This window comes from Dyella lutea, assembly GCF_024158035.1.
GTDB lineage: Bacteria > Pseudomonadota > Gammaproteobacteria > Xanthomonadales > Rhodanobacteraceae > Dyella_A > Dyella_A lutea.
In genome coordinates this window covers 113,243-139,712 of record NZ_JAMZEK010000001.1, presented here as the reverse complement: position 1 = coordinate 139,712, position 26,470 = coordinate 113,243, and the positions used below count along the sequence as shown (strand labels likewise).

The following is a 26,470-nucleotide window of genomic DNA, read 5'->3' as shown; positions in this document are numbered from 1 at the left end:
GTCAGAGCTGTTCGTACGCAGGCAGGGTCAGGAAGTCGGCGAGCTGGTCGTCGTGGGTCAGTGCCGACAGCAGGTCGGCGGCAGCATCGGCCTTGTCGGCGCCCGGATGCGTGCTTTCGCGCAGCCGGTGCGTGTGCTTGGCCAGCACCTGGTCGAAAAGGGCGAAATCGATCGGTGCGTGGTCGGTGAACTCGACGCCGCCGTGGTGCAGCCACTGCCACAGCTGGGCGCGGGCGATCTCGGCGGTGGCAGCGTCTTCCATCAGGTGGTGGATCGGCACGCAGCCCAGGCCATCGAGCCAGGCCGCGGTATAGCGCAGGGCTACCTCGACGTTGTTGTCGAAACCCTCGCGGCTGATCGAGCCGGCGCAGGGCGCGAGCAACTGGTCTCGACTCACGCAGACGTCCTCGCGCAGTCGGTCGAGCTGGTTCGGCGTGGGCATGTGCTCGTCGAAGATCGCTTTCGCCACCGGCACCAGTGCCGGGTGCGCCACCCAGGTGCCGTCGTGGCCTGCGGTCACCTCGCGCAGCTTGTCGGCGCGGACCTTCGCCATCGCCGCCTCGTTCGCCGCCTCGTCGCCCTTGATCGGGATCTGTGCGGCCATGCCGCCCATTGCGAATGCTCCGCGGCGATGGCAGGTCTGGATCAGCAGCTCGGAGTAGGCCTTCAGGAATGGCACCGTCATCTGCACCTGGCCGCGCTCGGGCAGCAGGCGGTCGCGATGGCCGCGCAGGGTCTTCAGGTACGAGAAGATGTAATCCCAGCGGCCGCAGTTCAGGCCGACCACGCGATGGCGAAGTGCATGCAGGATCTCGTGCATCTGGAACACGGCCGGCAGCGTCTCGATCAGCACGGTGGCTTTCATGCAGCCGGCCGGCAGGTCCAGCTCGGCCTCGGCCAGCGCCATCACCTCGTCCCACAGCGCGGCTTCTTCCATCGCCTCCAGCTTGGGCAGGTAGAAGTACGGACCGCGCTGCATCGCATGCAAGAGGTGGGCGTTGTGGTAGGCGAACAGCCCGAAGTCGACCAGCGCGCCGGCCATGATCTGGCCGTTGACCGTGACGTGCCGTTCGGGGAGGTGCCAGCCGCGCGGGCGGACCACCAGCACCGCGGTTTGCTCGGCCAGCCGGTAGCGCTTGCCCTCGGGCGAGGTGTACTCGATGGTGCCGGCCACCGCGTCGCGCAGGTTGATCTGGCCATCGAGCTGGTTGCGGAAGCTCGGCGCCGAGGAATCCTCGAAGTCGGCCATGAACACCTTTGCGCCGGAGTTCAGGGCGTTGATGATCATCTTGCGCTCGACCGGCCCGGTGATCTCCACACGGCGGTCCCTCAGGGCGTCGGGGATCGGTGCCACGCGCCAGTCGCCCTCGCGGATGGCACGGGTGTCGCTGCGGAAATTCGGCAGGCAGCCGGCGTCGTAGCGGGCCTGGCGCTCGTGCCGCGCCCTCAGCAGTTGCTGGCGGCGTGCTTCGGCCGCATCGTGCAGCCGGGCGAGGAAGGCCAGCGCGTCCGGGGTGAGGATGTCCTCGTAACCGGTGGTGTCGGCGTGGATCTGCGCCTGGATCGGCTGCAGGCGTTCCTGGGGTACGGCCATGGGATTGCGCTCCGCCTTGGGTGGGGCGCCAAACTAGGCCTTGGCATCTAGCTTTGACAAAGCAAATGTTTCAATTTTTGTCTTTGACAAAATTGATGACATATGCAAATTACTGATTACATGAGAAGAAAATCGCCCGAATCGACCCCGACGGCAGTCAAAAAACGTGCTGCAAGCGCAAAAAGTCGCTCCGGGCGTTTGAGCGGCGATGCGGACGCGGCTGGCCGCTTCTACTACAAGGGCAACCGCCACAAGCAGCTGCGCGCCTTCGTGGCGACGGTGAAGCTTGGGACCCTGACCCGCGCCGCCGAGGCGCTGTATCTGTCCCAGCCCTCGGTGAGTCTGCAGTTGCAGGCGCTGGAGCGGGAGCTGGGCGTGACCCTGATGGAGCGCAGCCGTCGGCGCATCAACCTGACCGATGCCGGCGAGGCGCTGTACGAGCTGGCCCGGCCGCTGGTCGAGGGCTGGGAAAACCTCGACCGGGATTTCCAGGCCAAGGTGAAGGGGCTGCAGGCCGGCAAGCTGGTGATCGCCGCGGGCACCTCGACCATCCAGTACCTGCTGCCGGACCTGGTCCGCCGCTACCGCGAGCGCTTCCCCGCCGTGCAGCTGCAGCTGGCCAACGTCACCGGCAAGGACGGCATGGCGATGCTGCGCGAGGACAAGGCCGACTTCGCCGTCGGCTCGATGCTCGACGTGCCCAACGACATCGCCTGGGCCCCGGTCTACCACTACGACCCGATGCTGATCACGCCGCCGGACCACCCGCTGGCGTCCAAGGCGGAGGTCACCGTGGAGGATCTGTCGCCCTACGGCCTGATCCTGCCTCCGCAGCGCCTGTCCACCTACCGGCTGGTCGACCTGGTGTTCCAACAGCGCCAGGTGCCGTACCACGTGGCGATCGAAGTGGGCGGCTGGGACGTGATCAAGGAGTACGTGGCGATGGGCATGGGCATCTCCATCGTCACCGGCATCTGCATCACCGAGGCCGACCGCCAGCGGCTGGCGGTGCGCAACATGAAGCAGTTCTTCCCGCAGCGCGCGTACGGCGTAGTGATGCGCAAGGGCAAGTTCCTCGGAGCCGAGGCACGCGCGTTCATCGACCTGATCCGCCCCGGCCTGCTGACCTACCGCGACTACGATGAATCGGGGCACTCCGAGCGCTAGGCGACTGGCGATTCAACCCCGCCGCTGCAGCGCCAGGCGCAGCCCGAACCCGAGCAGCACGCCGCCGCACACGCGATCCATCCATGTGCCGATACGCGGCCGCTGCAGCAGCAGGCGATGTATGCGGCTGCCCATCATGGCCAGGACCAGTGTCCACGTGAGGCCGGTAGCGATGAAGCTCAGTCCCAGCAGCAACAGGCCCAGCTGCGGACGAGTGGCATGCGGGACGATGAACTGTGGCAGGAAGGCCAGGTAGAACAACGCCACCTTGGGGTTCAGCACGTTGGTGAGCATGCCTTGCCGGAAAGCTGCGACGAAGCCACGGCCGCGCGTTTCGGTGGGCGAGCGCGCGGTTTGCCGGGCGAGCAGCATGCGCAGGCCGATCCACACCAGGTAGGCGGCGCCCAGATACTTCAGGATCGAGAACGCCACCGCCGAAGTCATCAGGATCGCCGACAACCCCAGCACGGCGGCCAGCGTGTGGACCACGCAGCCCGCGTTGATGCCCAGTGCCGCACCCAGGCCGACGGTGTGCCCTTCGCGTCCGCTGCGCGCAAGGATGTAGAAGGTGTCCAGTCCCGGCGTGAGGTTCAAAGCGATGCATGCGACGAGGAATGCACCGTAGTGCTGGATGTCGATCACGGGTTCAGTCCACGTCGTGGTGCTTGCCGCGGTAGCCCTTGAACAGCGAGCGGATGCGCGCCATCGCCTGCTCGTCGCTTTCGTCCGCGCCGAGCGTCACCGGCACACCGAGGGTGAAGGTGCGGCTGGGGTAGTCGATGAACACCGGCAGGATCGGCACGTCCGCGGCGCGGGCGATGCGCAGGAAGCCGCTCTTCCAGTGCTTGACCTTCTTGCGCGTGCCTTCCGGCGTGATGCCCAGCCACATGCGCTCGAGCCGGGCGAAGCGCTGCGCCATCTGTCCGACCACGTCGGTCGCCGAACCGCGATCGATCGGGATCAGGCCAAGCGGGCGAAGGATGATACCCAGCGGACTGTCCAGCACCTCGCGCTTGATCATGATCGAGATGTCGATGCCCAGCCCGACCTTCATCAGCAGGCCCCACACCCCGTCCCAGTTGGTCGAGTGCGGCGCGCCGATCACGATCGCCTTGGGCACATCCGGAAATTCGCCGCGCAGGCGCCAGCCGGAGAGGCGCAGCAGGCCACGGCAGAGCCAGGGCCAGAAGCGGTTGCGGATGCGCGGGACGTGGGGCGGCAGCGGCGGGACGACCCGGTTCACTCGAAGCTCCCGGGCTTGCCGCGTCCCTGCTTGATCCGGCTGCGCTGCGCCTTGCCGGCCAGCCGCCGTTCCCTGGAAGCGCGCGAGGGCTTGGTCACCACCCGCTTCTTCGGTGCGGCCAGGCAGCCGCGGATGATCTCGACCAGCCGCTCGCGCACGTCGTCGCGGTTGCGGCCCTGGTCGCGAAAGCGGCGGCCCTGCAGCACCAGCACGCCGTCGTCGGTGAGGCGGCGGTCGCGACGGGCGAGCAGGCGCTCGCGCACCGCCTCAGGCAGCGACGGCGAGCGGACGACGTCGAAGCGCAGTTCCACCGCGCTCTCGGTGCGGTTGACGTGCTGTCCGCCGGGGCCGTCGGCGCGCAGGAAGCGCTCGACGAGTTCCGACTCGGGCAGGGCGAGGGTTCGGCTGATGCTCAACATGGCGCGCAGTGTAGGCGACCGCGGCGTGCGGGCGTAGCCGCGCTGCCGCATGATCGATGCCTGGCGTGACGGGGCGCTCAGGCGCCTTCGACCGACCAGCCGAAGCGGTCGAGCAGGGCGGAGAAAGCCGTGTCCAGCGGCGCTTCGATCACCAGTGGCGCGCCGCTGACCGGGTGCCGCAGAGTGATGCGGTGCGCGTGCAGCAGCATGCGGTGGCAGCCGAAGTACTGCTTGTAGAGGCGATTGTGGTCGCTGCGGCCGTGCTGGCAGTCACCGATGATCGGGTGATGGATGTGCGCCATGTGCTTGCGGATCTGCCGGAAGCGGCCGGTCTCCGGCGCGCAGGCGACCAGCGCGTAGCGCTGCTGCGGATAGCGGCCCAGCGGGATCGGCACCTCGACCGTGGCCAGCCGCCGGTACTGCGTGCGCGCCTCGCGGCGCGGCCCGGTGTCGCGCGAGCCGGGCAACGGGTAGTCGACCAGCCCCTCGGCGGGCTCCGGCCAGCCGCGCACCACGGCCAGGTAGTCCTTGTGCACATCGCGGCCCATGAACTGCTCGCCGAGCGCGGCGGCCACCTCGCTGGAGCGCGCCACCAGCAGTACGCCGCTGGTCGCGCGGTCGAGCCGGTGCGCGAGGAACACGGTGTCGCCGACCTGCGCGCGCAGCTCGTCGATCAGGAAGCTCTCGGCGTAGCCGACCATCTTCGAGCGGTGCACGGCCAGGCCCGCGGGCTTGTTCACCGCGATGAGGGCGTCGTCCTGGTAGAGCAATTCGAGCATGCGGGGATCCGGCCGGGCGTCCGCATCGGACACCCGGCGACAACTCAGCGCCGTGCGCCGTAGGCAAAAGCGCCGATGGCGCCGGCGAGGACGAACGCGGCCGGCCATACTGGCCCGAACATCGGTCGCCCCAGCCACAGCAGGGTTGCGCAACAGGTCAGGGCGGCACCGAGCAGGCCGGCGACCAGCGCGCGGCGATGGCGCCGGGCGAGTTCCACCTGCAACGCCAGCGCGGCCGGGTCGGGCGTCTCGCGCCGCTCGCCGCTCGCCACCTGGCGCAGCGCGTCGCGGATCAGCTCGGGAAACTGCGGGCCGGCGTGGATCCACTCCGGCAATCGCTTGCGCACGTCGCGCAGGGTGCGGCGCACGCTGTACCGTTCGCGCAGGATGCGTTCGAGCACCGGGTGCGCCACCGCCCAGATGTCGATGTCCGGGTCGAGCCGGCGACCGACACCCTCGATGTTGAGCAGGGTCTTCTGCAGAAGGATCAGCTGCGGCTGCAGGGTCAGCTGGAACTTCTGCGCGGTGCGGAACAGCTTCACCACCAGCTCGGCCAGCGAGATCTGCGACAGCGGCCGGGTGAAGTATGGCTCGCATACCGTGCGCACCGCCGCGGTGAGCTCGTCCACGCGCACCGTGGACGGCATCCAGCCGGCATCCACGTGCAACTGGGCGATGCGCTGGTAGTCGCGCTCGAACAGCGCGATGAAGTTCTGCGCCAGCCAGTACTGGTCGGCCTCGGGCAGCGAACCCATGATGCCGAAGTCCAGCGCGATGAAGCGCGGCTCCTGCGTGCGCGTCAGGTCCACCCAGACGTTGCCCGGGTGTGCGTCGGCATGGAAGAAGTTGTCGCGGAAGACCTGTTCGTAGAACACTCGCACGCCCTTCACCGCCAGCGCCTTGCGATCGACGCCGGCCGCGTCGATCGCCTCGACGTCGTCGCAGCTCACGCCGTAGACGCGCTCCAGGGCCAGCACGCGCTCGGTGGTGTAGTCCCACTCCACCGCCGGTACGTAGAGATCCACGCCACTGGCGAAATTGCGCTTGAGCAGGCTGGCGCTGGCGCCCTCGCGCTGCAGGTCCAGCTCGTTCTCCAGCATCTTCTCGACTTCGGCGACCACCTCCATCGGGCGGATCTTGTCTGCCGCCGGATGCCAGCGTTCGGCCAGTTCGCCCAGCGAGCGCAGCAGCGCGACGTCGCGGGCGATGCGCCGCTCGATGTCCGGCCGCAGCACCTTCACCACCACCTCGCGACCGTCGTGCAGCGTGGCCGCGTGCACCTGGGCGATCGAGGCGGAGGCCAGCGCGGTCTCGTCGAAGCGGGCGAACAGCGTGACGACCGGTTGCTTCAGCTCGCGCTCGACGAGGGCGCGCGCCTCGTTGCCGGGGAACGGCGGCACCTGGTCCTGCAGCAGGGCCAGTTCGTCGGCGATGTCGGCCGGCACCAGATCGCGCCGGGTCGAGAGCACCTGGCCGGCCTTGACGAAGATCGGCCCCAGTTCGGTCAGCGCACCGCGCAGGCGGGCGCCGCGCGACATCGAACGCACGTCCGGACGCGGCTTGCCGAACAGCGGCCGGACCAGCTTGAGCGGGCGGAACAGGTGGGCGGTCTCGACGATCTCATCCAGTCGCCAGGCGAGCAGCACGGAAGCGACCCGCATCAGGCGCGGCACCACAGTCAGTGACCTCATGCGCCACGCCCCAGGCGCTGCTGCAGGCGCGCCAGACGCGACTCCAGCCTTTCGGTGCGTTCGCGCAGGGTGTCGACGTCGTCGAGGAAGCGGTCGACCTCGCCCGGCCCCATCACCAGCTTCGCCTCGTCGCGGATCCAGTCGGCGCCGTCCTCCGTGAGGTGGCTGGCGCTCTCCTTCGCATGCGCCAGCCCTTGGCGTACCGCCCGCGCGATCGGCACGCCGAGCACGTCGCCGAAGGTGCGCGCGAAGGCTTCCTCGAAATCCGGTGCGAACGTGCTGGCCAGCTTCTCCAGTCGTCGCGCCAGGTCGGCATCGCCGGCGATCTCCACCTTGCCCGGCGCCACGCCGTCGTCGCCGCGGCGCAGCAGCATGCCGAGCAGGCTGCCGGGGGTCGCGGCCACGCGCAGCTGGCTGTCCTCCGCCGGTGGGCCCACGCGCAGCTGGCCCTGTTCGACGGTCACCGCCAGTGCAACCTCGGGGCCGCGCAGGTGCAGTTGCACGCTACGGCCGTCGAGGGCCACGAGCTTCTGCTGCGTGTCGGGATCGAGCGAGAGCGTGTGGTTGAGCGCGGTTTCCAGCGCGCGCCCGGCGAGCTTGCGCAGCGGCTGCGGCAGCCAGGTATTGGGAGTGGAGGCGTTCATCCGGCGATTGTAGCGGTCGCGACCCGAGCCCCGGCAGCCACGCGCGACAAAGCTTCCGCCGCCGGATCGGTAGTAGCCCGCTCGCGGGCGATGCTTTTCGTTTCGGATGGGGATTCACATCCAGGAGCATCGCCCGCGAGCGGGCTCCTACCCTTGGAGGGTGGATTTCGGGCGAGGCCTGCCGCGACGCGGCCCCATGCAGGCCGCGGGTCTACGGCAGCGCCGCGGCGCCCTCGAAGCCGAGCTGCCGCCAGGCCTCGAACACTGCCACCGCCACGCTGTTGGAAAGATTGAGACTGCGGCTGTCCGGACGCATCGGCAGCCGCAGGCGCTGCGGCACGGGGATCGCGTCGAGCACCTCGTCCGGCAGGCCGGCGGTCTCGCAGCCGAACAGCAGGGCGTCTCCGCGCTCGAAGCGGGCCCCGACGTGGCTCACCCGGCCGCGCGTGGAGAAGGCGAACACGCGCGGGCGGCCGATCGCGTCGAGGCAGGCGTCCAGGTGGTCGTGCACCGCCACACTGGCGTACTCGTGGTAGTCCAGCCCGGCGCGGCGCAGGCGGGTGTCGTCGAGCTCGAAGCCGAGCGGGCGCACCAGGTGCAGCGCGGCGCCGGTATTGGCGCACAGGCGGATCACGTTGCCGGTGTTGGGCGGAATTTCGGGGCGGAACAGGATGACGTGCAGCATCCGGCGATTATCGCCGGCAGAACCGGCCGCGGGGTGATTCCCCGCGATCGGGTCAGCTGGCCTGGCGCGGGCAGACCACGCCATCCGGCGGCAACGCACACTGGCTCGCCGGTACGACCAGGGCAGTGCCCACGGTCGGGGCGACGGCGGCGTCGTTGGCCAGGCGGACGGCCGCGGGGGCCTTGAGCAGCATGGCGCCGACGATCAGGCCGCACACGGTGAGACAGGCAACGAACAGGCCGCGGAGCAGAAGCGATTCGAGTTTCATGGGGTGTCTCCTTGCGTGACAGGGTTGAGTGTCCGTGCCCCTACTGTGGCAAGGGGCGTGCCATCCCGGCAGTCGCGGATAACCCATTGATGCGTTGACATTTGTCACGGTTGCGGCGAATCCGTAGCGCTGTCCGCGGACACCGCCCGTCCGGCAGCGGACAACGCGGCGGACGCGGACACCCCCCTGCCATTCGTCATTTGCGACCCGGTTGCCTCGCAATTACCTTCGATCGCTCGCCTGCGCCAAGGAGCCGATGCCGTGACGAAAACCCCGCTTGCCCTGCTGATCGCCGGACTGCTGAGCCTGAGCGCCGGCGCCTTCCCGCTGCGTGCCGCGGCCGATGGCGTAGCGGCGGCATCCGCCGCCGAACAGATCCCGCAGCTCGCCTATCAGCGCTTCACCCTGCCCAATGGTCTGACCGTGGTCGTACACGAGGATCACAAGGCGCCGGTGGTGGCGGTGAGCATCTGGTACCACGTCGGCTCCTCCTACGAGCCGAAGGGCAAGACCGGTTTCGCCCACCTGTTCGAGCACCTGATGTTCCAGGGCTCGGAGAACCACAAGGACGAGTACTTCAAACCGTTCGAGCTGGCCGGCGCCACCGACATGAACGGCACCACCTGGCTGGACCGCACCAACTATTTCGAGACGGTGCCGACCACGGCCCTGGACATGGCGCTGTGGATGGAGTCGGACCGCATGGGCCATCTGCTCGGCGCGATCGGCCAGCCGCAGCTCGATGAGCAGCGCGGCGTGGTGCAGAACGAGAAGCGCCAGGGCGAAAACCAGCCCTACGGTCGCGTCGGCGAGCTGATCCAGGCCGAGGCGTTTCCCGCCAATCATCCGTACCATCACGACACCATCGGCTCGATGGCCGACCTCAACGCCGCCTCGCTGGACGACGTGAAGCAGTGGTTCCGCGGCTACTACGGCGCGGCCAACACCGTGCTGGTGCTGTCCGGCGACATCACCGCGGCGCAGGCGAAGGAAAAGGCGCTGAAGTATTTCGGGGACATCGCCCCGGGCCCGCAGGTCCCGCGGCCGCAGGTGTGGGTGGCGCCGCGTCAGCAGTCGACCCGCGGCACGATGACCGACAACGTGGCGCAGACACGCATCTACCGCGAATGGAACGTGCCTTCGCGCACCAGCGACGAACTCAACCAGCTGCAGCTGGCAGCGTCCGTGCTCGGCGGCAGCAAGACCTCGCGGCTGTATCAGCGCCTGGTCTACCGCGACAAGCTGGCCGACAGCGTGTCGGTGGACATCGACCAGCACGTGCTGGCGAGCATGTTCCAGTTGCAGGTGGACGTGAAGAAGGGCGTCGATCCGGCGCGCGTGGAAGCGGCGATCGCCGACGAGTGGAGCAAATTCCTGGCCCATGGCCCCACTGCCGACGAACTGGCCCGCGTGAAGACCGAGGTTCGCGCCTCCTTCGTGCGTGGGCTGGAGCGGGTGAACACGCAGGCCACGATCCTGGCCCAGGGGCAGCTCTATTCGGGCGACCCGGGGCAGTACCAGAAGGATTTCAGGACGCTGATGGCAGCCACCCCGACCAGCGTGAAGGCCGCGGCGGACCGGTGGATCAGCCACGGCGATTACACGCTCACCGTGGTGCCGGGCAAGATCGATGCCGCCGACATGGCCACCGTCGCCGGTCGCCCCGCCGCATCCGGTGCGCCGGCGCCGAAGCTGAGCCCGAAGGGCGACTACCACGTGGTCAAGAGCGATGTGGATCGCGCCAAGGGCGTGCCGCAGGTCGAGCGTTTCCCCGATCTGACCTTCCCGGCCCTGCAGCGCGGCAAGCTGGCCAACGGCATCGAGGTGGTGCTGGCCGAGCGACATGCGGTGCCGGCGGTGCAGATCGCCATGCAGTTCGCCGGTGGTTATGCCGCCGATCACGGGCGCAAGCTCGGCACCTCCAGTTTCACCATGGGCATGCTGGACGAAGGCACCCGGTCGCTGGATTCGGTCGAGATCGCCAAGCGCAAGCAGCGCCTGGGCGCGATGATCAACACCGGCTGCAGCCTCGATGCCTGCACCGCTTCGCTCAACGCGCTGGACGACCAGCTCAAGCCCTCGCTCGACCTGTTCGCCGACATCGTGCGCCATCCGGCGTTCCGCGACGCCGACGTCGCCCGCGTGCGCGGCCAGTGGCTCGCGGGCATCGCGCAGGAGAAGAGCCAGCCGGTCGGCATCGCGCTGCGCACGTTGCCGCCGCTGCTGTACGGCGAGGGCCATCCGTATGCGATCCCGTTCACCGGCTCGGGCACCGAGGCGTCGATCAGGTCGTTGACCGCCGCCGACATGCGTGCCTTCATGGCCGATTACATCCGCCCGGACAACGTCACCATCCTGGTGGCCGGCGACACCACGCTGGACAAGATCGTCCCGCAGCTCGACGTGGTGTTCGGCGACTGGAAGGCCAGCGGCAAGGTGCCTCCGCGCTATCTCGGCAAGGTGGCGCCGCCGGCCCATCCGCGCGTGTTCCTGGTCGACCGCCCCGGGGCGCAGCAGAGCCTGATCCTGGCCGGCGAGCTGGCGCCGTCCACCGAGGCACCGAACAACCTGCCGATCGAAACCATGAGCAGCGCGTTCGGCGGTACCTTCACCTCGCGTCTGAACATGAACCTGCGTGAGGACAAGCACTGGGCCTACGGCGCCTTCAGTTTCCTGCGCGAAGCCAAGGGCCAGCGCCCGTTCCTGATGTATGCACCGGTGCAGACCGACAAGACCGCCGATTCGGTGGGCGAGATCCTCAAGGAAGCCCGCGGCGTGGTCGGCGACAAGCCGTTGACCGAGGCCGAGATCGACAAGATCAAGGTGGGTGACGTGCGCTCGCTGCCGGGCAGCTACCAGACCACGGCCGCGGTGATGGGGGCGCTGCAGAACATCGCCCTGTACCACCGTCCGGACGACTACGTGCAGACGCTGAAGTCGCGTATCCAGGCGCAGACCGATGCCGAGGTGAACGATGCGGCCAGGGAGGTCATCCACCCGGGCCAGCTCACCTGGGTGATCGTCGGCGACCTGTCGAAGATCCGCGGGCCGCTGGAGAAGCTCGATCTGGGCGCGATGCAGGTGCTGGACGCCGACGGCAAGCCGGTCGCCGGCGGCAAGTAAGCCGCGGTTGGGGAATGCGGTGGCATTCCCGCGGTACGATCTGGGGCCGGGCAGGCAACTGCCCGGCCCTTTCGACATCCACCGCGGAGCCCTCCATGCGCAAGACCCTGCTGCTCGTCCCCGTCGTGCTGCTCAGCGCGTGCACCTGGGGCATCAACCTCGACGACGCCGGCAAGGCCGTGCGCACGGCATGGAACGGCGATGTCTCGCAATGCCAGGACCTGGGCAAGGTCACCGTGTCGGTGATGGATCACGTCGGTCCGATCGACCGTAACGACATCAAGGTGCGTGACGAGCTCGAGGTGATGGCGCGCAACGAGGCGGCCAAGATGAACGCCGACACGATCAAGCCGCTGGCCGAGCCGGCCGACGGCTCGCAGCCGTGGGGCGCGTACCGCTGCGGCAGCGCAGGCGCGCCGGCCGGTACCGCCCCGGCCAACGCGGCGTCGGCACCGCAGACGGTCCCCGCCGCCGGCTTCCAGAGCTACCCGATCAAGAGTCACTGAGCCGGCGGACGCGATCGCTTAGGCGGCGTCAGGCGGCGCCGCGGGCGAACCTGGCGATCGACGGCACGACCTTGCGCAGGCCCCGGTCCACCATGCCGGGGAGCAGGGCATTGAGCCGGGCGAAGAAAGACTCCGGCTGGCCCAGGTAGACCTCGGGCCGTCCGGACTCGATGGCGCGCACGATCTGCTCGGCGACCCACAGCGGATCGTCCATGTGCATGAGTCCATCGGCGGCCATCAGGTGCAGTTCGACCGGGTTGAAGGCGGTGCGCACCGCGCGTGGTGCGACATAGCTGACGGACACGCCCGAGCCGTGCAGTTCGCGGCGAAGCGCCTGGGAGAACCCGCGCAGGGCGAACTTGGTGGCCGAATAGGAAGCGAAGCCCGGGTAGCCGATGCTGCCGAAGATCGAGCCGATGTTGACGATCCGGCCGCTGCCCTGCGCGAGCATCGCGGGGAGTACCGCGTGGGCCAGCTGCATGGGCGCTTCCAGGTTCACCGCCAGCAGCCGGGGAATCATCGCCGGTTGCGCGTCCGCGAACAGGCCGAAATCCAGCGCGCCGGCCAGGTTGACCAGGATGTCGATGCCGCCGAACTCGGCGCGCATGCGCTCGACCAGGCGTTCGCGATCGGCGGCGAAGGTCACGTCCGCCCGCACCACCAGCACGCGATCGCAGTGGGTGTGGACGTGGTGGGCCATGCTTGCCGCGGACGCGTCGCTGCGACTGGTCAGGCAGAGCCTGGCGCCGGCGTCGAGCAGCAGCGGCGCCAGCTCCCTGCCGATCCCGCCGCCCGCACCGGTCAGCAGGATCCGTTTGTCCCTCAGTTGCATGATCTGAACCTCGTCGGCCTAGGAGTGTGACTGGATGGTCTGCAGCAGCTTTTCCGCCTGCGCGCGGCGGCCGCGGTCGGCCAGCGGCTGGTCCGGGCGCGGGGCCGCGGCCAGTGCCTTCTTCACCGCGGCCAGCGCGCCGGCGCGATCGCCGTGGCGGTACAGGAAGTCGGCGTAGAAATAGTTCGAGTCGATGCCGTCGGGATTGACCTGCAATGCCTTGAGCAGCAGTGCGCGGGCCTTGTCCTTGTCGCCGAAGCCGAGCGGCCAGCCCGGCACGTGGTCGTACAGGCTGCCCAGCGTGGTGTAGATCGAGCCGTCCAGCGCATCCGGCTGGATCGCCTGCGCCTGCTCGAGCAGCGCGCGCGCCTGCTTGGCCATGCCCAGTGCGCCCAGACCGCCGTGTTCGCCGGCGTGGGTGCTGAGGATGATCGCCAGCCACACCTTGGCGTCGGCGTCGCCGGGATTGGTCTGCACCAGTTTTTCGGCGCGCGCTTCCAGCGCCTGGTAGGCGTCGTCCTGGGCGCCGGGCGCGACCTCGTAGGTCACGTGGGCCCAGGCGTGGGCGATGTCCCGCAGATCGGCGGGAAGCGGGGCGGCCGTGACGCAGGTCGGCACCATCGCCAGCGCGAGCATCACCACGAAAGGCAGGAACAGGGGTTTGGCGGTCATGGCTCAGCTCCCGGCGGTCGGCTGGTCGATGGACTGGAACATCGCGCCGTACAGCGCGTAGAAGCGGTTGGCGGCGTGGATCAGCGCAGCCTGGTCGGCGGCGTCCTCGAGCCGGTTCACCAGCTGCTCGAAGAAGCCGACGTGCTCCTGGTCGAGCGCGCCGTGCGAGCTCAGGTAGCGCAATCCCCGTTTGGGCAGCGCGAGCGCCTGCTGGATCGCGTCGGCGGCCCGGCTGGCGAGCGCCGCGCTGATGCCTTCCAGCACGAACACCATGCCGAGAAAGCCGACCGGATTGCCGCGGCGCAGCGTGTCGTGGGCGGAGGCGATCATCAGCTCCACCGCCGCGCCGGGCGGGCTGCGGCGGGCCGCCTCGCCGTCGCCGCCGATGGCGTCGATGTCGTCGAGGATCCACTGGTCGTGGCCGATCTCCTCGGCGATGTACTCGGCGATCGCCGGCTGCATCCAGTGCAGCCGCTCGGGCAGGAAGTAGCCCATGCCCATCATCAGCCGCACCGTGTGGTGCACGTGGTGGTAGGCCTGCTGCAGGAAGCGCAGGTACTCCTCGCGGCTGACCTGGCCGGCCAGCGCGCGTCGGATGATCGGGATGGCGAGAAAGGCCTGGCGGCTGGTTTCGGTCTCCAGCACCAGGCGGTCATGCACGTTCATGTCGGGCTTCGCTTGCATAGAGGGCTTCCAGGAGCGGGGCGTGATGGCGGGCGATGGCATCGCGGGCCAGGCCGCCGGAGGGGCGGGCCTGGCCGTTGGCGGGGGTGAACGGCGTATCGAGCGCGCGCCAGCCGGCGACCCGTGCGTAGTCGGGCAGCGCGGTATTGGCGCGGGCCACGGCTGCGGCGAGGCGGGCGGGGGTGGTGGCCGGATGCGGTACCAGCAGCGCGACGTTGTGCGGCTGGCCCTCGCCGAACACCGCGGCCTGCAGGATCTCGCCGCTGGCGACCAGCTCGCTCTCCACCCATTCGGGGGCGACGTTGCGGCCGAAGGCGGTGGCGTAGGCGGTCTTCTTGCGCCCGGTGAGGTACAGGTAGCCGTCGTCGTCGAGGTAGCCGAGGTCGCCGGTGGGCCAGGGCGACGGCGGTGTGGCGGCGGTTCCCAGGTAGCCTTCGAACAGGTTGCCCGCGACCAGGATCTCGCCGTCGTCGGCCAGCTGCACCTGCACGTGCGGCAGCACCCGGCCGACGCTGCCCGGCCGCAGCGCGCCCGGCGGACTGAGGCTCACCACCGAGGCCGATTCGGACAGTCCGTATCCCTCATGCACCGGGAGGCGGAGCTCCCATGCCCGCTCGATCAGGTGGGGGGCGCAGGGGGCACCACCGACCGCCAGCATGCGCAGGCTGGCGGGCGCGGGCGCACCAGCGGCGACGCTCTCGACCAGCAGCTTGAGCAGCTGCGGCACCAGGATCGTCGCAGTGGGCGCGTAGCCGTGCAGGGCGGCGACGAAGCGTTCCGCCCGCACCGAGCTGGAGCCCTCGAAGCCGCAGCTGGCCAGCGACGGCACGCAGGCCGTGCCGCCGGCGGCAAGCGCCACATAGAGGCCGCCGATGTTCTCCAGCAGCGTGGAGAGCGGCAGCAGCGACAGCGCGCGATCCGCCGCCGTGCCGCCCACCGCCTCGCCCAGCGCCTGCGCGACGCGGCCGATCGCCTCGGCGGACAGGCACACGCCCTTCGGCTGGCCGGTGGTGCCGGAGGTGTAGGTGATCTTGGCGGTGCCCGGCGGCAACGCGGGAGGCGCTGCCACGGCCAGCTCGAAGACGGAGACCAGTTGTCCGGCAATGCTCAGTCGTCGCGCCGGTCGTCGTCCCAGCATCGCGCCGACCGGGTCCGGCTGGTTGGTCACCAGCAGGTCGGGTCGCGCATCGGCCAGCAGATGTCCAACCTGCCCGGCGGAGAAGAACGGCGGTACCGGCACGGCCACCGCGCCCTGGCGGGCCAGGGCGAGATCGATCACCGCCCATGCGCAGCTGTTGTCCATCCACAGCGCGACCCGCCCGCCACCGATGGCCTCCACGGCAAGGTCGATCTCCTGGGTCAGCTCGGCATAGGTGAGGGTGGTGTCCTCGTCCTGCAGCGCCACGTGCAGGGGGCGGGCGATCGCGTGCTCGCCGATCCGGCGCAGGATCCCGCGCATCAGCCTTCCTCCCGCTGCCGATCCTGGTCACGCCGCCGCCGCGCGAGCCGCGTCATGCCGGCCAGCAGCTCGTCCAGGCGGGGCTGTGAAGTGGCACCGGGCCGATGCAGCTTGCGGAATCCGGAAGCGATCGGTCCGGCACAGACCAGCGGCGCCGTGCGGTAGTAGTCGCCCCACTGCAGCGCCTGCGGGCCGAGGCTGTCCGGACGGGCGGCGGCCAGCGGCATCGGGCGCATGCCCAGCCGCTGGAAGGTGTTCACCAGCACGCGGGTGGCGGTGAACAGCACCCAGCGGTATCCGGCCTCGTGCAGGAACTGGATCGTCGCGGCGATCACCCAGCGTGCGTCGCCCGGGTTCTCCAGCGCCAGGTTGCCGACCTCGACCAGCCCGTCACGGGCGATGGCCTGGCCGAAGCGTTCGCCGATCGCCTCGTCGGCCGGCATGCCCAGATACCGTTCGGCGAAGAGCGGCCCGACGGAGGCCTGCCGCATACCCACCACGGCGCGTTGCCGTTCGTCGTCGCGGTATTCCAGCAGGTCCGGATAGAACGACTGCACGTCGGCGCGGTAGCGGGCCGCGAACACGCCGTGCACGAAGCCCTCGCATGCCGCGCGGCCGGGGTGGTCGACGGTGACCACCTCGGCCCGGACGGACGTCTTCAGTTCGAGCAGGAGCGGCTGGACGCTGTCCAGGATGCACGGTTCGGGAGGAGCGGGGAGCTCGGATCGGGGCATGGGCACTCGCCGGCGGGGAACGGTCGGGTGCTTCTTTGCCAGTCCCGTGCCATCGGCTCAGTCCGCTGATGCAAAAGGGAATTTCCGGCGATTCGGGGTGACTCCCGCACAGCGCAAAGCTTGCAGTGCGCAAAAAATGTCTGCACGGATTGTCGGATCGGGCGGCGCTAGTGCGCGGCCGGCTCCCCGCAGCCGGCGGCGGCGGGATCGATCGCCGGATCGACCACCAGCAGCACCCGGACCCGATCGTCGAGATGGCATGAGGCGATATAGCCGATCGCCCCCGGCGTGGTGGCCACGAAACGGACCACGGCCTGCTGCGAGGCCAGCACGTAGGGTGGGCTCACGCCCTGGAAGTACTGCCGGTTCCAGTAGTCCGCGAGCTGCGCCTCGCCCATGCCGATCAGCCGGCTGGCGAACAGCGCGCGCAGCGGCGTACCGGGGGGGAGGTTCACCGGGATCAGTCGCCGGCCGTCGTCGTCGATGAAGATCTTCTTCAGGTAGATGTTGCGCAGGTCGTCTCGGTCCGGCGCCAGCTTCAGCGGCTGGCTGGCGGATGCAATGACCACCAGGTGCACCGCGTCCGTGCCGGCTGCCGGACACGACGCGGCCAGCGGCAGCAGGGTCAGCGCTGCGATCCAGGCCAGCCGGTGCGAACGCATCCGCATCGCTCAGAACAGCACCGCGAACGAGGCCAACCAGCCGGGGGGCGCCAGTTCGGTGCTGCGGTTGCCGTCGCGATGTTCGAGCTTGAACACCAGCCCCGGCACCGGCCGGAAGTTGAGCGCCAGCGTGCGCAGGGTCACCGTCTGCGCCGGCGCCGATGTGCGATAGCGCTCCAGCCGGCCGACCAGATAGAGCCGCCGGACCAGGGGCACCTCTGCCTCGACGAAGCCGCCGGTCTCCGCCGGCTGTCCCGGGCTGCCGCCTTCACGGTAGATCCCTTCCCCGTCCAGGCTGAAGTAGCGCCCGCTCCAGCCGAAGTCCAGCCCCACCAGGCGGTAGCTCTGGCGAGGCGCATCGAGCCGGTAGCCGAGCACCGACATGCCGAGCGTGAAGCGGTCCCCGCGGGCGTGCCACAGCACTCGCCCGCCGAAGGCATGACGGAAATTGTTGCGGTTGGGCAGGTCCGTGCCGGAGGCGGCGTAGGCGCGATCCTGGTCGGGGCCGATGTCGAAATCGCGGCTGTCGTCGGCGAACAGCCAGTAGTCGAGATCGTGGCCGTGCGTCGTCACGGTGCCGAACGCCATCGCTCCGGCGGCGTGGCGCGCAAACGCGGACGAGGTGGCCAGCGGGCGCGATACGGTCCAGGTCAGCGGGTCGGCATGCACCTGGTTCCACTGCCCGACGGGGGTGAGGAACTTGCCCAAGCGCAGGTTCAGCCACGGATTGGCGCGGTAGTCCACGTACAGCCGCTCGACGTCCAGCTCGCCGTGCTTCCGGTTCGAGTGCGATCCGCCGAGCTGGACCGCGTCGCCGGCGTCCAGCTCGGTGAACAGCTGCGCGCGCGATCCCAGGTCCTTGGTGACGAACAGGCTGATGTCGCGGGTGTTCAACGTGGGCGGCTCATTGGCCACGTCGTAGTACTGCAGGTTGGCGTATCCGCCCAGGCGCAGGCCCTGGGCCGGGAAATACAGGCCCTGGCCGAGCGAGTAAGGCGCGGTGGACCAGGCGTCGGTATCGGCGGCATGGGCCCCTGCCGTCGCGACGAGCATGCAGCCGGCGAGCAGGGCGGCTGTCAGCGGGGCGCGCCGCGCGGGCGGCATGTCTGGGTTCTTCATCATGGACACCTGGTGGGCATGTCGCGGCGAACCGGACCGAGGGTGGCGAAGGATCGTGCAGGCAGGCTTTCGCCTGGCTCACAGCCGCCCGGACCCGTTCGTGTCCAGCGATTCTGGGCCATCCGCACCGGCACCGGCAAAGCGTTCCAGCATGGATCTTGCCGTTGCCGCGCGCCATCGGCCACACTCGAAAACGACGGCCAAGCCAAGCGTACGAACCGCTCAACCATGCCCTGCGGTGCCCTATTCATCGATCGACCCGGCCGCCCATGACCACCCGGCGGCTGCTGTTGCGCCTGCTGCTGGGCATGCTGTTCGGCACCGTGGTGGTGGTCGGTGGGCTGTCCTTCCACGAGTTCCGGGGCGCGCTGCAGAACGAGATCGCGGGCAACCTGCAGTTCGGCGCCAGCACCGTGATGGAACGCATCGATACCTTCCTCTCCGCGCGGGTGGAGAACCTCCGCGTGTGGCGCTCGGTGGAGGTCATGCAGGACATCCGTGTCGATGACGTCGACAAGCGTTTGTCCCATTTCCTCTCCGATCTGCACGCGCGTCAGGCCGAGATCTACCGGGCGCTGCTGTGTACCGGAGCGGACGGCCGGGTAATCGCGTCGAGCGACCCGGCGCTGATCGGCCAGCCCGCGCCGCGCACCGTCGTCTGGCGGGCGCTGCCGGGCGGGGCGGGTGGTGACGTCCAGATCGCCGTGGATACCGATGGCGACGACCATCGCGCGCTGCTGCGCACGCGCATTCCCAATGCGTTCGGCAGCGGCGACATCGGCTACCTCTACGTGTGGCTGGACTGGCGCGCCATCCAGGGCCTGCTGGACGAGGCGGCCCGCGACACCACGCGCGACGTGCTGCTGCTGGACGCGGATGGCTCCGTGATCGCACGGTCGCGGGCGTTGCGCGGCGCGGCGGCCAACCGCGCGGTACAGCTGGATGGCTGGCCGCTGCCGCCGGCCGGCCAGGCGACGTCCTACCAGCACGACGGCCGCGCACTCGGGCTGGGCAACCTGCTGGTCGGCGCGGCCACGTCGGCCGGCTACCAGCAGTTTGCCGGGCTGGGCTGGCACCTGGTGATGGTCGAGCCGACCTCGGTGTCGTTCCGTCCAGTGTGGCGGCTGTTCTGGACCCTGCTCGGCGTGCTCTCGCTCACCGTGCTGGCCGGCGTGTGGATCTCCACCCGGCTGGCCGACCGCATCGCCCGGCCGGTGGTGGCGCTGACCGGGTTTGCGCGCGGCTTCCGCCAGGGCGAATCGCAGCCCCCGCCGATGCCGGCGACCACGATCACCGAAGTGGTGGAGCTGCATCGCGCCTACGTCGAGATGATCGAGGCGCTGGAGCGCTCGCGCGAGCAGATCGTGCGGGCCGGCAAGCTGGCGGTGGTCGGCGAGATGGCGGCGATCATGGCGCACGAGGTGCGCACGCCGATGGGCATCCTGCGCAGCTCCGCGCAGCTGCTGCAGCGCGAGGCCGGACTCGGTGCGCGCGAGCACGAGCTGGTCGGCTTCATCCTCAGCGAGACCGAGCGGCTCAACCGGCTGGTGACGATGCTGCTGGAATGCGCGCGGCCGTCGCCGCCGGAGTTTCGTCCGCACGACCTGCACGCGATCATCGAGGGCGTGCTCGGCCTGCTCGCCTCGCGCGCCGGGAGCGCCGGCGTCGACCTGCGAACGGATCTGCCGGAACCGGCGATCGTGCTCGACTGCGACCGTGAGCAGATCATGCAGGTGCTGTTGAACCTCGTGCTCAACGCCCTGTCTTTCGTCCCGCATGGCGGCAGCATCGTGGTCAGCACCCATCGCGACGAGGACTCGGTGTGGGTCAGCGTGGCGGACAACGGGCCGGGCGTGCCGGTGGACCTGCGCGAGCGCATCTTCGATCCGTTCTTCAGCCGGCGCGAGGGCGGCATCGGCCTGGGCCTGACCATCGTGCAGCAGATCGTGCACGTGCACGGCGGCGAGATTTCGGTGGGCGAAAGCGCCTGGGGCGGTGCCGCATTCAACATCCGATTCCCTTCCCCCCAGAACAGGTGACCATGAGCGCAAAGCGGATCCTGGTGGTCGACAACGAACCGAAGATGCGGCGCATCCTCGAGTTGTCGCTGAAGAACCTCGGCCACGAGGTGGAGCAGGCCGGCGACGGCCGCGAGGCGCTGGCGGCGATCGAGCGCGGTGCGTTCGACCTGGTGCTGAGCGACCTGCGCATGCCGAACATGGACGGCATCGCGCTGCTGGAAGCGCTGCGCGAGCGCGGCGAGGACGTGCCGGTGATCGTGCTGACCGCCTACGGCACGATCGAGACCGCGGTGGCGGCGATGAAGCTCGGCGCGGTCGACTACATCCTGCGGCCGTTCGAGATCGAGACGATCGAGCTGGCGGTCTCGCGCGTGCTGGCGATGCGCGCGGTGCAGCTGGAGAACCGCTTCCTGCGCGACGAGCTGGCGCGCGGCTGGGGCGAATTCATCGGCATCAGTGCGCCGATGCGCCAGCTGTACGAGCTGATCGGCCAGGTCGCGCCGGCGCGCAGCAACGTGTTCGTGGTCGGCGAGACCGGCACCGGCAAGGAGCTGGTCGCGCGGGCATTGCACGAGGCGTCCGGGCGCAGCGGGCTGTTCGTGCCGATCAATTGCGCGGCGATCCCCGCCGAGCTGCTGGAAAGCGAGCTTTTCGGCCATGCCCGGGGCGCCTTCACCGGCGCGCTGCGCGACCGCGTCGGCAAGTGCGAGCTGTCTTCCGGCGGCACCATCTTCCTCGACGAGATCACCGAGATGCCGCTGGCCCTGCAGGCCAAGCTGCTGCGCGTGCTGCAGGAGGGCGTGATCGAACGCCTCGGCAGCAACGCCTCGATCGCGGTCGACCTGCGCGTGGTCGCAGCGACCAACCGCGACCCGCAGGCGGCGGTGGACGAGGGACTGCTGCGCCGCGACCTGTACTTCCGGCTCAACGTGGTGCGGATCGACGTACCACTGCTGCGCGACCGGCATGGCGACATCCCGCTGCTTGCCGCGCATTTCCTGCAGCAATATGCGCGCGAACTCGGCCGCCCCGCGCCACGGCTGGGCGAGCCGGCGCTGGCCCGGCTCGAGCGTTACGCCTGGCCGGGCAACGTGCGCGAGCTGGAAAACCTGATGGAGCGCGCCGTGGTGCTGTGCCGGGGCGACGAGGTCACGCTGCAGCACCTGCCTGGCGAGATCGCCGGCGCGCGCCCGGCTGCGCCTGTCGCCGGGGCGGAAGAAACGATCGCGGCTCCCACCGACCTCGCGCTGAAATCACACGTCGAAGCGCTGGAGTCCCGGCTGATCCGCGCGGCGCTGGAGCGCTCGGGCAACAACAAGGCGGCCGCCGCGCGATTGCTGGAAATCAGCGAGCGGGCGCTCTGGTACAAGCTCAAGCGCTACGGGCTGTGAGGGCGGATCCGCCGGCCGCCGATGTTTCATTCATAAATAGATAGTACATTTATGTAATACTTGCCGGGTCGTCCTCGATGGAGCCCGCCATGAGCAGCTTTGCCCCCACCGAACAGCGCCTCGCCGTCACCTGCCGGCAGTACCCGGCGTTTCCCCGTGAGCCGGCGGTGGTGGTGCGCCTGGTCAAGCACATCCACAAGCGGGTGCACGACGACGCCAATGCGCTGCTCAAGCCGTTCGGCATCAACCATCCCGAGTACAACCTGCTGATGATGCTGTACGGCACCGAGGGGTATACGCTCAATCCTTCGCAGCTGGCCGAGGCGGCCGGGGAGAAGTCGGCCAACATCACCCGGCTCACCGACGGTCTGTGTGCGAAAGGGCTGATCGAACGCACCACCAGCGACGAGGACCGCCGCAAGGTCGCGCTCACCCTCACCGACGCGGGGCTGGCGATGATCAAGAGCTTCCTGCCGGGCATCTGCGATCTGCTGGCGCACCAGACCGCCACATTGCAGCCGCGCGAACTGGCGCAGCTGGAAAAGCTGCTGAAGAAATTCCTCGACGGGCTCGAGCAGGGCTGATGCGCCATGGCCGCCGTTCCCTCCGCTGTATCGACTGCCGACCGTCCCTGGCTGCGTGAGCTGCTGGCCGGCGAGGCGCACGCCTGGCTGTTCGTCGGCAAGAGCGTGCTGGCGATCTACCTGGGCGCCTGGCTGGCGATGTGGCTGCAGCTGGAACAGCCGTCGACCACCATGATCACGGTGGCGATCGTGATGCACCCGCACAGCGGCATGGTGCTGGCGAAGAGTTTCTACCGCACGATCGGCACCCTGGTCGGCAGCCTGGTCGGCCTGGCCCTGATGTCGGCGTTCCCGCAGCAGCGCGAGCTGTTCCTGCTCAGCCTCTCGCTGTGGGTGGCGCTGTGCGCCGGCGGCGCACTGCGTTACCGCAACTTCATGGCCTACGGCTTCGTGCTGGCCGGCTACACCGCGGCGATCGTGGCGCTGCCGGCGATCGCCAACCCCTACGGCGTGTTCGATTCGGCGGTGATGCGGGTGAGCGAGGTGCTGCTCGGCATCGGCGTGTCGGCGCTGGTCAGCGAGCTGGTCCTGCCGGAGCGGCTGCGGCCGATCCTGCGCCGCGAGGCCCGCGCGCACTTTGCGAAATTCATTGCGTTCCTGCGCAACAGCACCGCCGGGCGGATCCCGCGACAGGCGATGCAGGACGCCCAGCTCGCTTCGGTGCGTGCGGCGGTGCAGCTGGAGGACCTGCGCTCGTCGGTGATCTTCGAGGACCCGGAAGTGCGCCTGCGCAGCCGCCGGATGCGCCTGCTCAACCAGCGCTACATGGCCGCGGCCACCAGCTTCCAGTCGCTGCACCACCTGATCAACCGCCTGCAGCGCGGCGGGCGCGAGGCCGCCGCCACCGCGCTGATCGCGCTCTACCGCCCGCTGGCGGCGGCGCTGACGCCGCCGCCGGGGCACGCCGGCGATGACGATCTGCAGGCCCTGCCGCCGCAGCTCGACGCGTGCGCCCGGGCGCTGCCCGGGCGTGCGGCGGCGCTGCGCCAGGAGCTCAACGGTGCGGCCTGCCGCGAGTTCGACACCGGCGCGGCCCTGCTCGCCCGGCTGGTCGACGAACTGGCGATCTTCGTCACCACCGAGCACGCGCTGCGCACCGGCATCCCGGTGAAGGGCGGCGTGGAGAAGGTGCACTTCAGCCGCTCCAGCGACCTGGCCAGCGTCGGCGTGGCGGTGTTGCGCACCTTCCTGACCATGTCCACGCTCAGCGTGTTCTGGCTGGCCAGCGGCTGGACCTTCGGCGCCAACGCCATGCTGCTGGCGGCGATCTTCAGTGGCCTGATGGCGGCCTCGCCGAACCCGATCGGTTCGGTGCTGCACACCCTGGTCGGCTACGCCGCCGGCATGCTCGGTGCGGCGATCACCGTGTTCGTGCTGATGCCCGGCGGCGACGGCTTCACCATGCTGGTCGCCAGCACCCTGCCGCTGCTGCTGATCGGTCCTTACCTGTCCACCCGCGACACGCTGCCGGGCGTGGGCGCCGGCTACACGCTGGGCTTCGTCTACATCCTGGCGCTGAAGAACCCGATGGTCTACGCGCCGGAGCACTTCTTCAACGACGCCATCGCGCAGCTCGCCGGCCTCGGCCTGTCCGGCGCCGCGTTCATGCTGTTGCCCGGGCTGTCCGGCACCGGTTGGCAGCGCCGCCGGCAATTGCGTCGGTTGCGCGAGCTGGTCTGGACCGCAGCCACCGAGTCGCTGGACGGCCTGCTCTGGCGCTTCGAGAGCCGCAGCCGCGACCTGCTGCTGCAGGCGGTCGCCAACACCCGTCCGCGCAGCACCGAGTCGCGCACCCTGCTGGCCTGGTCGCTGGCAGTGCAGGAGACCGGTCGCGCGCTGATCGAGCTGCGCCGGGACGTCGCCGCCGGCGAGCTTCCGGTCACCGCACGCGACGCCTGCCAGCTCGCCGTGCAGGCGGTCGGCGCGCTCTACCGCGAGCCCGGCCTGCCGGCATGGGAAGCGGCCGACCGTGCGGTCGACACCGCCATCGCGCTGGCCCCCGGCCGCGCCCGCAACCACCTCCACCAGTTGCGCAGCGCGCTGCGCGACGACGAGTCGCCGCTGCTCGCCGCCGTGCATGCGATGCCCACGCAGGAGCCCGCCCATGCCTCGTGAAATCGCCTTCTACGGCACGTTGATGCCCGGCCTGTTGCCGGTGTTCGTCGGCTGCCTGCTGCTGATGGTGACGCTGGACCTGCTGCTCAGCCGGATCGGGCTGTACCGGCACGTCTGGCATGCCTCGCTGTTTCGTCTGGCCCTGTTCGTCTGCCTGTTCGGCGGCGCGGGGCTGCTGCTGGTCCGCTGAGTATCGCCGCCATGAAAATCGCCCCCGCCCTGTTCCGCTTCGCCCTCACCTCCGTCGTCGTCGTGCTCGCGCTCGTGCTCGGCCACGCGCTGTGGAAGCACTACCTGTATGCGCCGTGGACCCGTGACGGCCGCGTGCGTGCCGACGTGGTGCGCGTGGCGCCGGACGTGTCCGGTCTGGTCAGCGCGGTCGCCGTGCGCGACAACCAGTTCGTCCACAAGGGCGACGTGCTGTTCGTGGTCGACCCGGCGCGTTTCCGCAATGCGGTGGACCAGGCGCAGGCCAACCTTGCCGCCGCCGAGGCCGCCGCACGTGCGGCCGGCGCCAGCATCAGCGCCGCGGCGGCCGGCGCCGCCGCGCGCCATGCCGAGTACGAGATGTACGCGGCCCAGGCCGAACGGCGCCAACGCATCGGCAACGTGATCTCGCAGGAAGACCGCAACGACGCCGCCGCCACCGCCAGCGCGGCACGCGCCACCTGGCAGCAGGCCCAGGCCAGCGGCCACCAGGCCAGTGCCGCGAAGGAGCAGGCCGCGGCCGCGGTCGAGCAGGCACAGGTCGCGCTCGATCGTGCCGAGCTGGATCTGGCCCGTACCGAGGTGCGCGCGCCGGTCGACGGCTACGTCACCAACCTCGATCTGCGCGCGGGCGACTATGCCGCTGCCGGCGCTGCGCGGCTCGCCCTGGTCGACAGCCACAGCTACTACGTCTACGGCTACTTCGAGGAGACCAAGCTGCCGCAGCTGCACGTGGGCGATCCGGTCGAGGTGCGCCTGATGGCCGGTGGCGCCGACCTGCCGGGCACCATCACCGGCATCGCGCGCGGCATTACCGACGCCGACAATCCTGCCGGGGCCGACGGCCTGGCCGACGTGAACCCCACCTTCAACTGGGTGCGCCTGGCCCAGCGTGTGCCGGTGCGCGTGGCGATCGATACCGACCACCTGCCATCCGGCACGGTGTTGTCCGCCGGCATGACCGCGACGCTGGTGGTGCACCCGCACCGCGACACCGGAGCCGCGCTGGCCGACGCGCGCTGAGCAGCCCTTTGGCGGGTCGGGATGGTGGCCTCGCCGATGGCATGTAAGGTTTTCCCCGCGGCGGTGGACTACCGGATAGCCACCCTGTTCAAGGAATGACCATGTCGACCGCAGCATCCTCGGTTTCCCTGCCTCCTCCTTCCTCGCTGGCCCGCGCCGCAGGCTGGTATCGCGAGGGCTTTCGCCTGTGGCGGCGTGCGCCGTTCCGGCTGGTCGGGTTGAGTCTGGCCTGCATGGTCGCCGAGGTGCTGCTGCAACTGGTGCCGCTGGCCGGCACCGTTCTCTCCAAGGCCGTGGTGCCGATGCTGGCGGTCGGCGTCTGGATCGGACTGGACCGGCTCGCGCGCGGCGAACCGCTGCGTTTCGCCTGCCTGCTGTCCGGTTGGCGCCATCCGCGCTGGCCCGCGCTGTGGGGACTGACCGCTGCCGTGGGGCTGATCGTGTTTGCCGTACAGGTGGCCGCGGCCGCAGCGGTGTACGGCCCGGCGGTCTGGGATGCCGTCGTGCTCGGCCACCTGCTGCATCACCCCGCATTGCAGACGCGCCGACTGGAGTTCGTGCTGCTGCTGCCCGGACTGGTGCCCGCGACGTTGTTGACGCTGGCGCCGCCGCTGTTCCTGTTCCGAGGCGAGGGTGTGTTGGCGGCGCTGGCCGGAAGCCTGCGGCGGGTGGCGGTGCACGCCGTGGCCTTCACGTTGGCGCTGCTGCCGCAGCTTGTGCTGTTCGCCGTGGCCCTGTCCTCCCCGTGGGCGATGCCGCTGCTGCTTCTGCTGATGCCGCTCGGCACCCTGCTGGCCTACGCCGCCTGGCGCGACCTGGCCGGTGCGCCGCCGGCAGGCTGAGGCGGC

General features: G+C 69.7%; 26 protein-coding genes. 10 read left to right on the top strand and 16 right to left on the bottom strand.

Annotated elements, in window-relative coordinates:
• Position 1: 1 nt before the first annotated feature.
• Complete coding sequence (gene aceB, locus NC595_RS00630; protein ID WP_253564200.1) at positions 2-1,594, bottom strand: malate synthase A; 1,593 nt, start codon at positions 1,592-1,594, stop codon at positions 2-4.
• A 120-nt stretch (positions 1,595-1,714) separates the two neighbouring features.
• On the opposite strand from aceB, the gene NC595_RS00625 reads away from it, so the two are divergent.
• The gene (locus NC595_RS00625; RefSeq protein ID WP_425493035.1) at positions 1,715-2,761 is read left to right on the top strand and encodes a LysR family transcriptional regulator; all 1,047 of its coding nucleotides are present in this window, start codon (positions 1,715-1,717) and stop codon (positions 2,759-2,761) included.
• Between the two features lie 12 nt (positions 2,762-2,773).
• Here the strand turns inward: NC595_RS00625 and NC595_RS00620 are convergent, their stop codons facing one another.
• The 8 genes from NC595_RS00620 to NC595_RS00585 all read right to left on the bottom strand — a co-directional run bounded on the left by NC595_RS00620 (position 2,774) and on the right by NC595_RS00585 (position 8,490).
• Positions 2,774-3,403, bottom strand: a complete 630-nt coding sequence (locus NC595_RS00620; RefSeq protein ID WP_253564198.1) for a LysE family translocator — start codon at positions 3,401-3,403, stop codon at positions 2,774-2,776.
• Positions 3,404-3,407: 4 nt separating this feature from the next.
• Positions 3,408-4,004: a 1-acyl-sn-glycerol-3-phosphate acyltransferase gene (locus tag NC595_RS00615; protein WP_253564197.1), complete on the bottom strand. Its 597-nt coding sequence runs from the start codon at positions 4,002-4,004 to the stop codon at positions 3,408-3,410.
• Positions 4,001-4,423 (bottom strand): alternative ribosome rescue aminoacyl-tRNA hydrolase ArfB, encoded by a 423-nt coding sequence (arfB, locus tag NC595_RS00610; RefSeq protein WP_253564196.1) that lies wholly within the window; start codon positions 4,421-4,423, stop codon positions 4,001-4,003. The genes NC595_RS00615 and arfB overlap by 4 nt, the downstream gene beginning before the upstream one ends.
• 77 nt (positions 4,424-4,500) lie before the next feature.
• A complete protein-coding gene (locus tag NC595_RS00605) occupies positions 4,501-5,202 on the bottom strand; it encodes a pseudouridine synthase (RefSeq protein WP_253564195.1) in 702 nt (233 codons plus the stop codon).
• 44 nt (positions 5,203-5,246) lie between these two features.
• Positions 5,247-6,893: a ubiquinone biosynthesis regulatory protein kinase UbiB gene (ubiB, locus tag NC595_RS00600; protein WP_253564194.1), complete on the bottom strand. Its 1,647-nt coding sequence runs from the start codon at positions 6,891-6,893 to the stop codon at positions 5,247-5,249.
• Positions 6,890-7,537: a ubiquinone biosynthesis accessory factor UbiJ gene (locus NC595_RS00595; RefSeq protein ID WP_253564193.1), complete on the bottom strand. Its 648-nt coding sequence runs from the start codon at positions 7,535-7,537 to the stop codon at positions 6,890-6,892. Before NC595_RS00595 ends, ubiB begins: the two co-directional genes overlap by 4 nt.
• 211 nt (positions 7,538-7,748) lie before the next feature.
• Positions 7,749-8,222, bottom strand: coding sequence for a tRNA (cytidine(34)-2'-O)-methyltransferase (locus tag NC595_RS00590; RefSeq protein ID WP_253564192.1), 474 nt, complete (start codon positions 8,220-8,222; stop codon positions 7,749-7,751).
• Between the two features lie 52 nt (positions 8,223-8,274).
• A complete protein-coding gene (locus tag NC595_RS00585) occupies positions 8,275-8,490 on the bottom strand; it encodes a hypothetical protein (RefSeq protein ID WP_063673216.1) in 216 nt (71 codons plus the stop codon).
• 261 nt (positions 8,491-8,751) lie between these two features.
• Here NC595_RS00585 and NC595_RS00580 point away from each other — a divergent pair, with 261 nt between their 5' ends.
• Together NC595_RS00580 and NC595_RS00575 are read left to right on the top strand one after the other, a co-directional pair.
• On the top strand, positions 8,752-11,613 hold the full coding sequence (locus NC595_RS00580) for a M16 family metallopeptidase (protein WP_253564191.1): 2,862 nt from the start codon (positions 8,752-8,754) through the stop codon (positions 11,611-11,613).
• A gap of 95 nt (positions 11,614-11,708) precedes the next feature.
• Positions 11,709-12,119, top strand: coding sequence for a DUF4156 domain-containing protein (locus tag NC595_RS00575; protein ID WP_253564190.1), 411 nt, complete (start codon positions 11,709-11,711; stop codon positions 12,117-12,119).
• Between the two features lie 28 nt (positions 12,120-12,147).
• Here NC595_RS00575 and NC595_RS00570 read toward each other — a convergent pair whose 3' ends face one another.
• The 7 genes from NC595_RS00570 to NC595_RS00540 all read right to left on the bottom strand — a co-directional run bounded on the left by NC595_RS00570 (position 12,148) and on the right by NC595_RS00540 (position 18,281).
• Positions 12,148-12,951, bottom strand: coding sequence for an SDR family oxidoreductase (locus NC595_RS00570; protein WP_253564189.1), 804 nt, complete (start codon positions 12,949-12,951; stop codon positions 12,148-12,150).
• A gap of 18 nt (positions 12,952-12,969) precedes the next feature.
• The gene (locus tag NC595_RS00565; RefSeq protein WP_253564188.1) at positions 12,970-13,623 is read right to left on the bottom strand and encodes a tetratricopeptide repeat protein; all 654 of its coding nucleotides are present in this window, start codon (positions 13,621-13,623) and stop codon (positions 12,970-12,972) included.
• A 3-nt stretch (positions 13,624-13,626) separates the two neighbouring features.
• Positions 13,627-14,289 carry an iron-containing redox enzyme family protein gene (locus NC595_RS00560; RefSeq protein WP_253564187.1) on the bottom strand — a complete coding sequence of 221 codons (663 nt, stop codon included), beginning with the start codon at positions 14,287-14,289 and terminating at the stop codon, positions 13,627-13,629.
• Positions 14,276-15,766 carry an AMP-binding protein gene (locus tag NC595_RS00555; RefSeq protein WP_253564186.1) on the bottom strand — a complete coding sequence of 497 codons (1,491 nt, stop codon included), beginning with the start codon at positions 15,764-15,766 and terminating at the stop codon, positions 14,276-14,278. Before NC595_RS00555 ends, NC595_RS00560 begins: the two co-directional genes overlap by 14 nt.
• Positions 15,766-16,500, bottom strand: coding sequence for a thermostable hemolysin (locus NC595_RS00550; RefSeq protein WP_253564185.1), 735 nt, complete (start codon positions 16,498-16,500; stop codon positions 15,766-15,768). The genes NC595_RS00555 and NC595_RS00550 overlap by 1 nt, the downstream gene beginning before the upstream one ends.
• Positions 16,501-16,667: 167 nt before the next feature.
• The gene (locus NC595_RS00545) at positions 16,668-17,162 is read right to left on the bottom strand and encodes a type 2 periplasmic-binding domain-containing protein (protein WP_253564184.1); all 495 of its coding nucleotides are present in this window, start codon (positions 17,160-17,162) and stop codon (positions 16,668-16,670) included.
• Between the two features lie 9 nt (positions 17,163-17,171).
• Positions 17,172-18,281, bottom strand: coding sequence for a hypothetical protein (locus NC595_RS00540; RefSeq protein ID WP_253564183.1), 1,110 nt, complete (start codon positions 18,279-18,281; stop codon positions 17,172-17,174).
• Positions 18,282-18,550: 269 nt separating this feature from the next.
• Between NC595_RS00540 and NC595_RS00535 the strand changes: the two genes are divergently transcribed.
• The 7 genes from NC595_RS00535 to NC595_RS00505 all read left to right on the top strand — a co-directional run bounded on the left by NC595_RS00535 (position 18,551) and on the right by NC595_RS00505 (position 26,464).
• On the top strand, positions 18,551-20,320 hold the full coding sequence (locus tag NC595_RS00535) for a sensor histidine kinase (protein ID WP_253564182.1): 1,770 nt from the start codon (positions 18,551-18,553) through the stop codon (positions 20,318-20,320).
• A gap of 2 nt (positions 20,321-20,322) precedes the next feature.
• The gene (locus NC595_RS00530) at positions 20,323-21,693 is read left to right on the top strand and encodes a sigma-54-dependent transcriptional regulator (protein ID WP_253564181.1); all 1,371 of its coding nucleotides are present in this window, start codon (positions 20,323-20,325) and stop codon (positions 21,691-21,693) included.
• Between the two features lie 89 nt (positions 21,694-21,782).
• Positions 21,783-22,277 carry a MarR family transcriptional regulator gene (locus NC595_RS00525; RefSeq protein WP_253564180.1) on the top strand — a complete coding sequence of 165 codons (495 nt, stop codon included), beginning with the start codon at positions 21,783-21,785 and terminating at the stop codon, positions 22,275-22,277.
• Positions 22,278-22,283: 6 nt separating this feature from the next.
• On the top strand, positions 22,284-24,392 hold the full coding sequence (locus tag NC595_RS00520) for an FUSC family protein (protein ID WP_253564179.1): 2,109 nt from the start codon (positions 22,284-22,286) through the stop codon (positions 24,390-24,392).
• Positions 24,382-24,582, top strand: coding sequence for a DUF1656 domain-containing protein (locus tag NC595_RS00515; RefSeq protein WP_017463341.1), 201 nt, complete (start codon positions 24,382-24,384; stop codon positions 24,580-24,582). Before NC595_RS00520 ends, NC595_RS00515 begins: the two co-directional genes overlap by 11 nt.
• 11 nt (positions 24,583-24,593) lie before the next feature.
• Positions 24,594-25,622, top strand: a complete 1,029-nt coding sequence (locus NC595_RS00510) for an HlyD family secretion protein (protein ID WP_253564178.1) — start codon at positions 24,594-24,596, stop codon at positions 25,620-25,622.
• Between the two features lie 101 nt (positions 25,623-25,723).
• Complete coding sequence (locus NC595_RS00505) at positions 25,724-26,464, top strand: hypothetical protein (RefSeq protein ID WP_253564177.1); 741 nt, start codon at positions 25,724-25,726, stop codon at positions 26,462-26,464.
• Positions 26,465-26,470 lie beyond the last annotated feature (6 nt).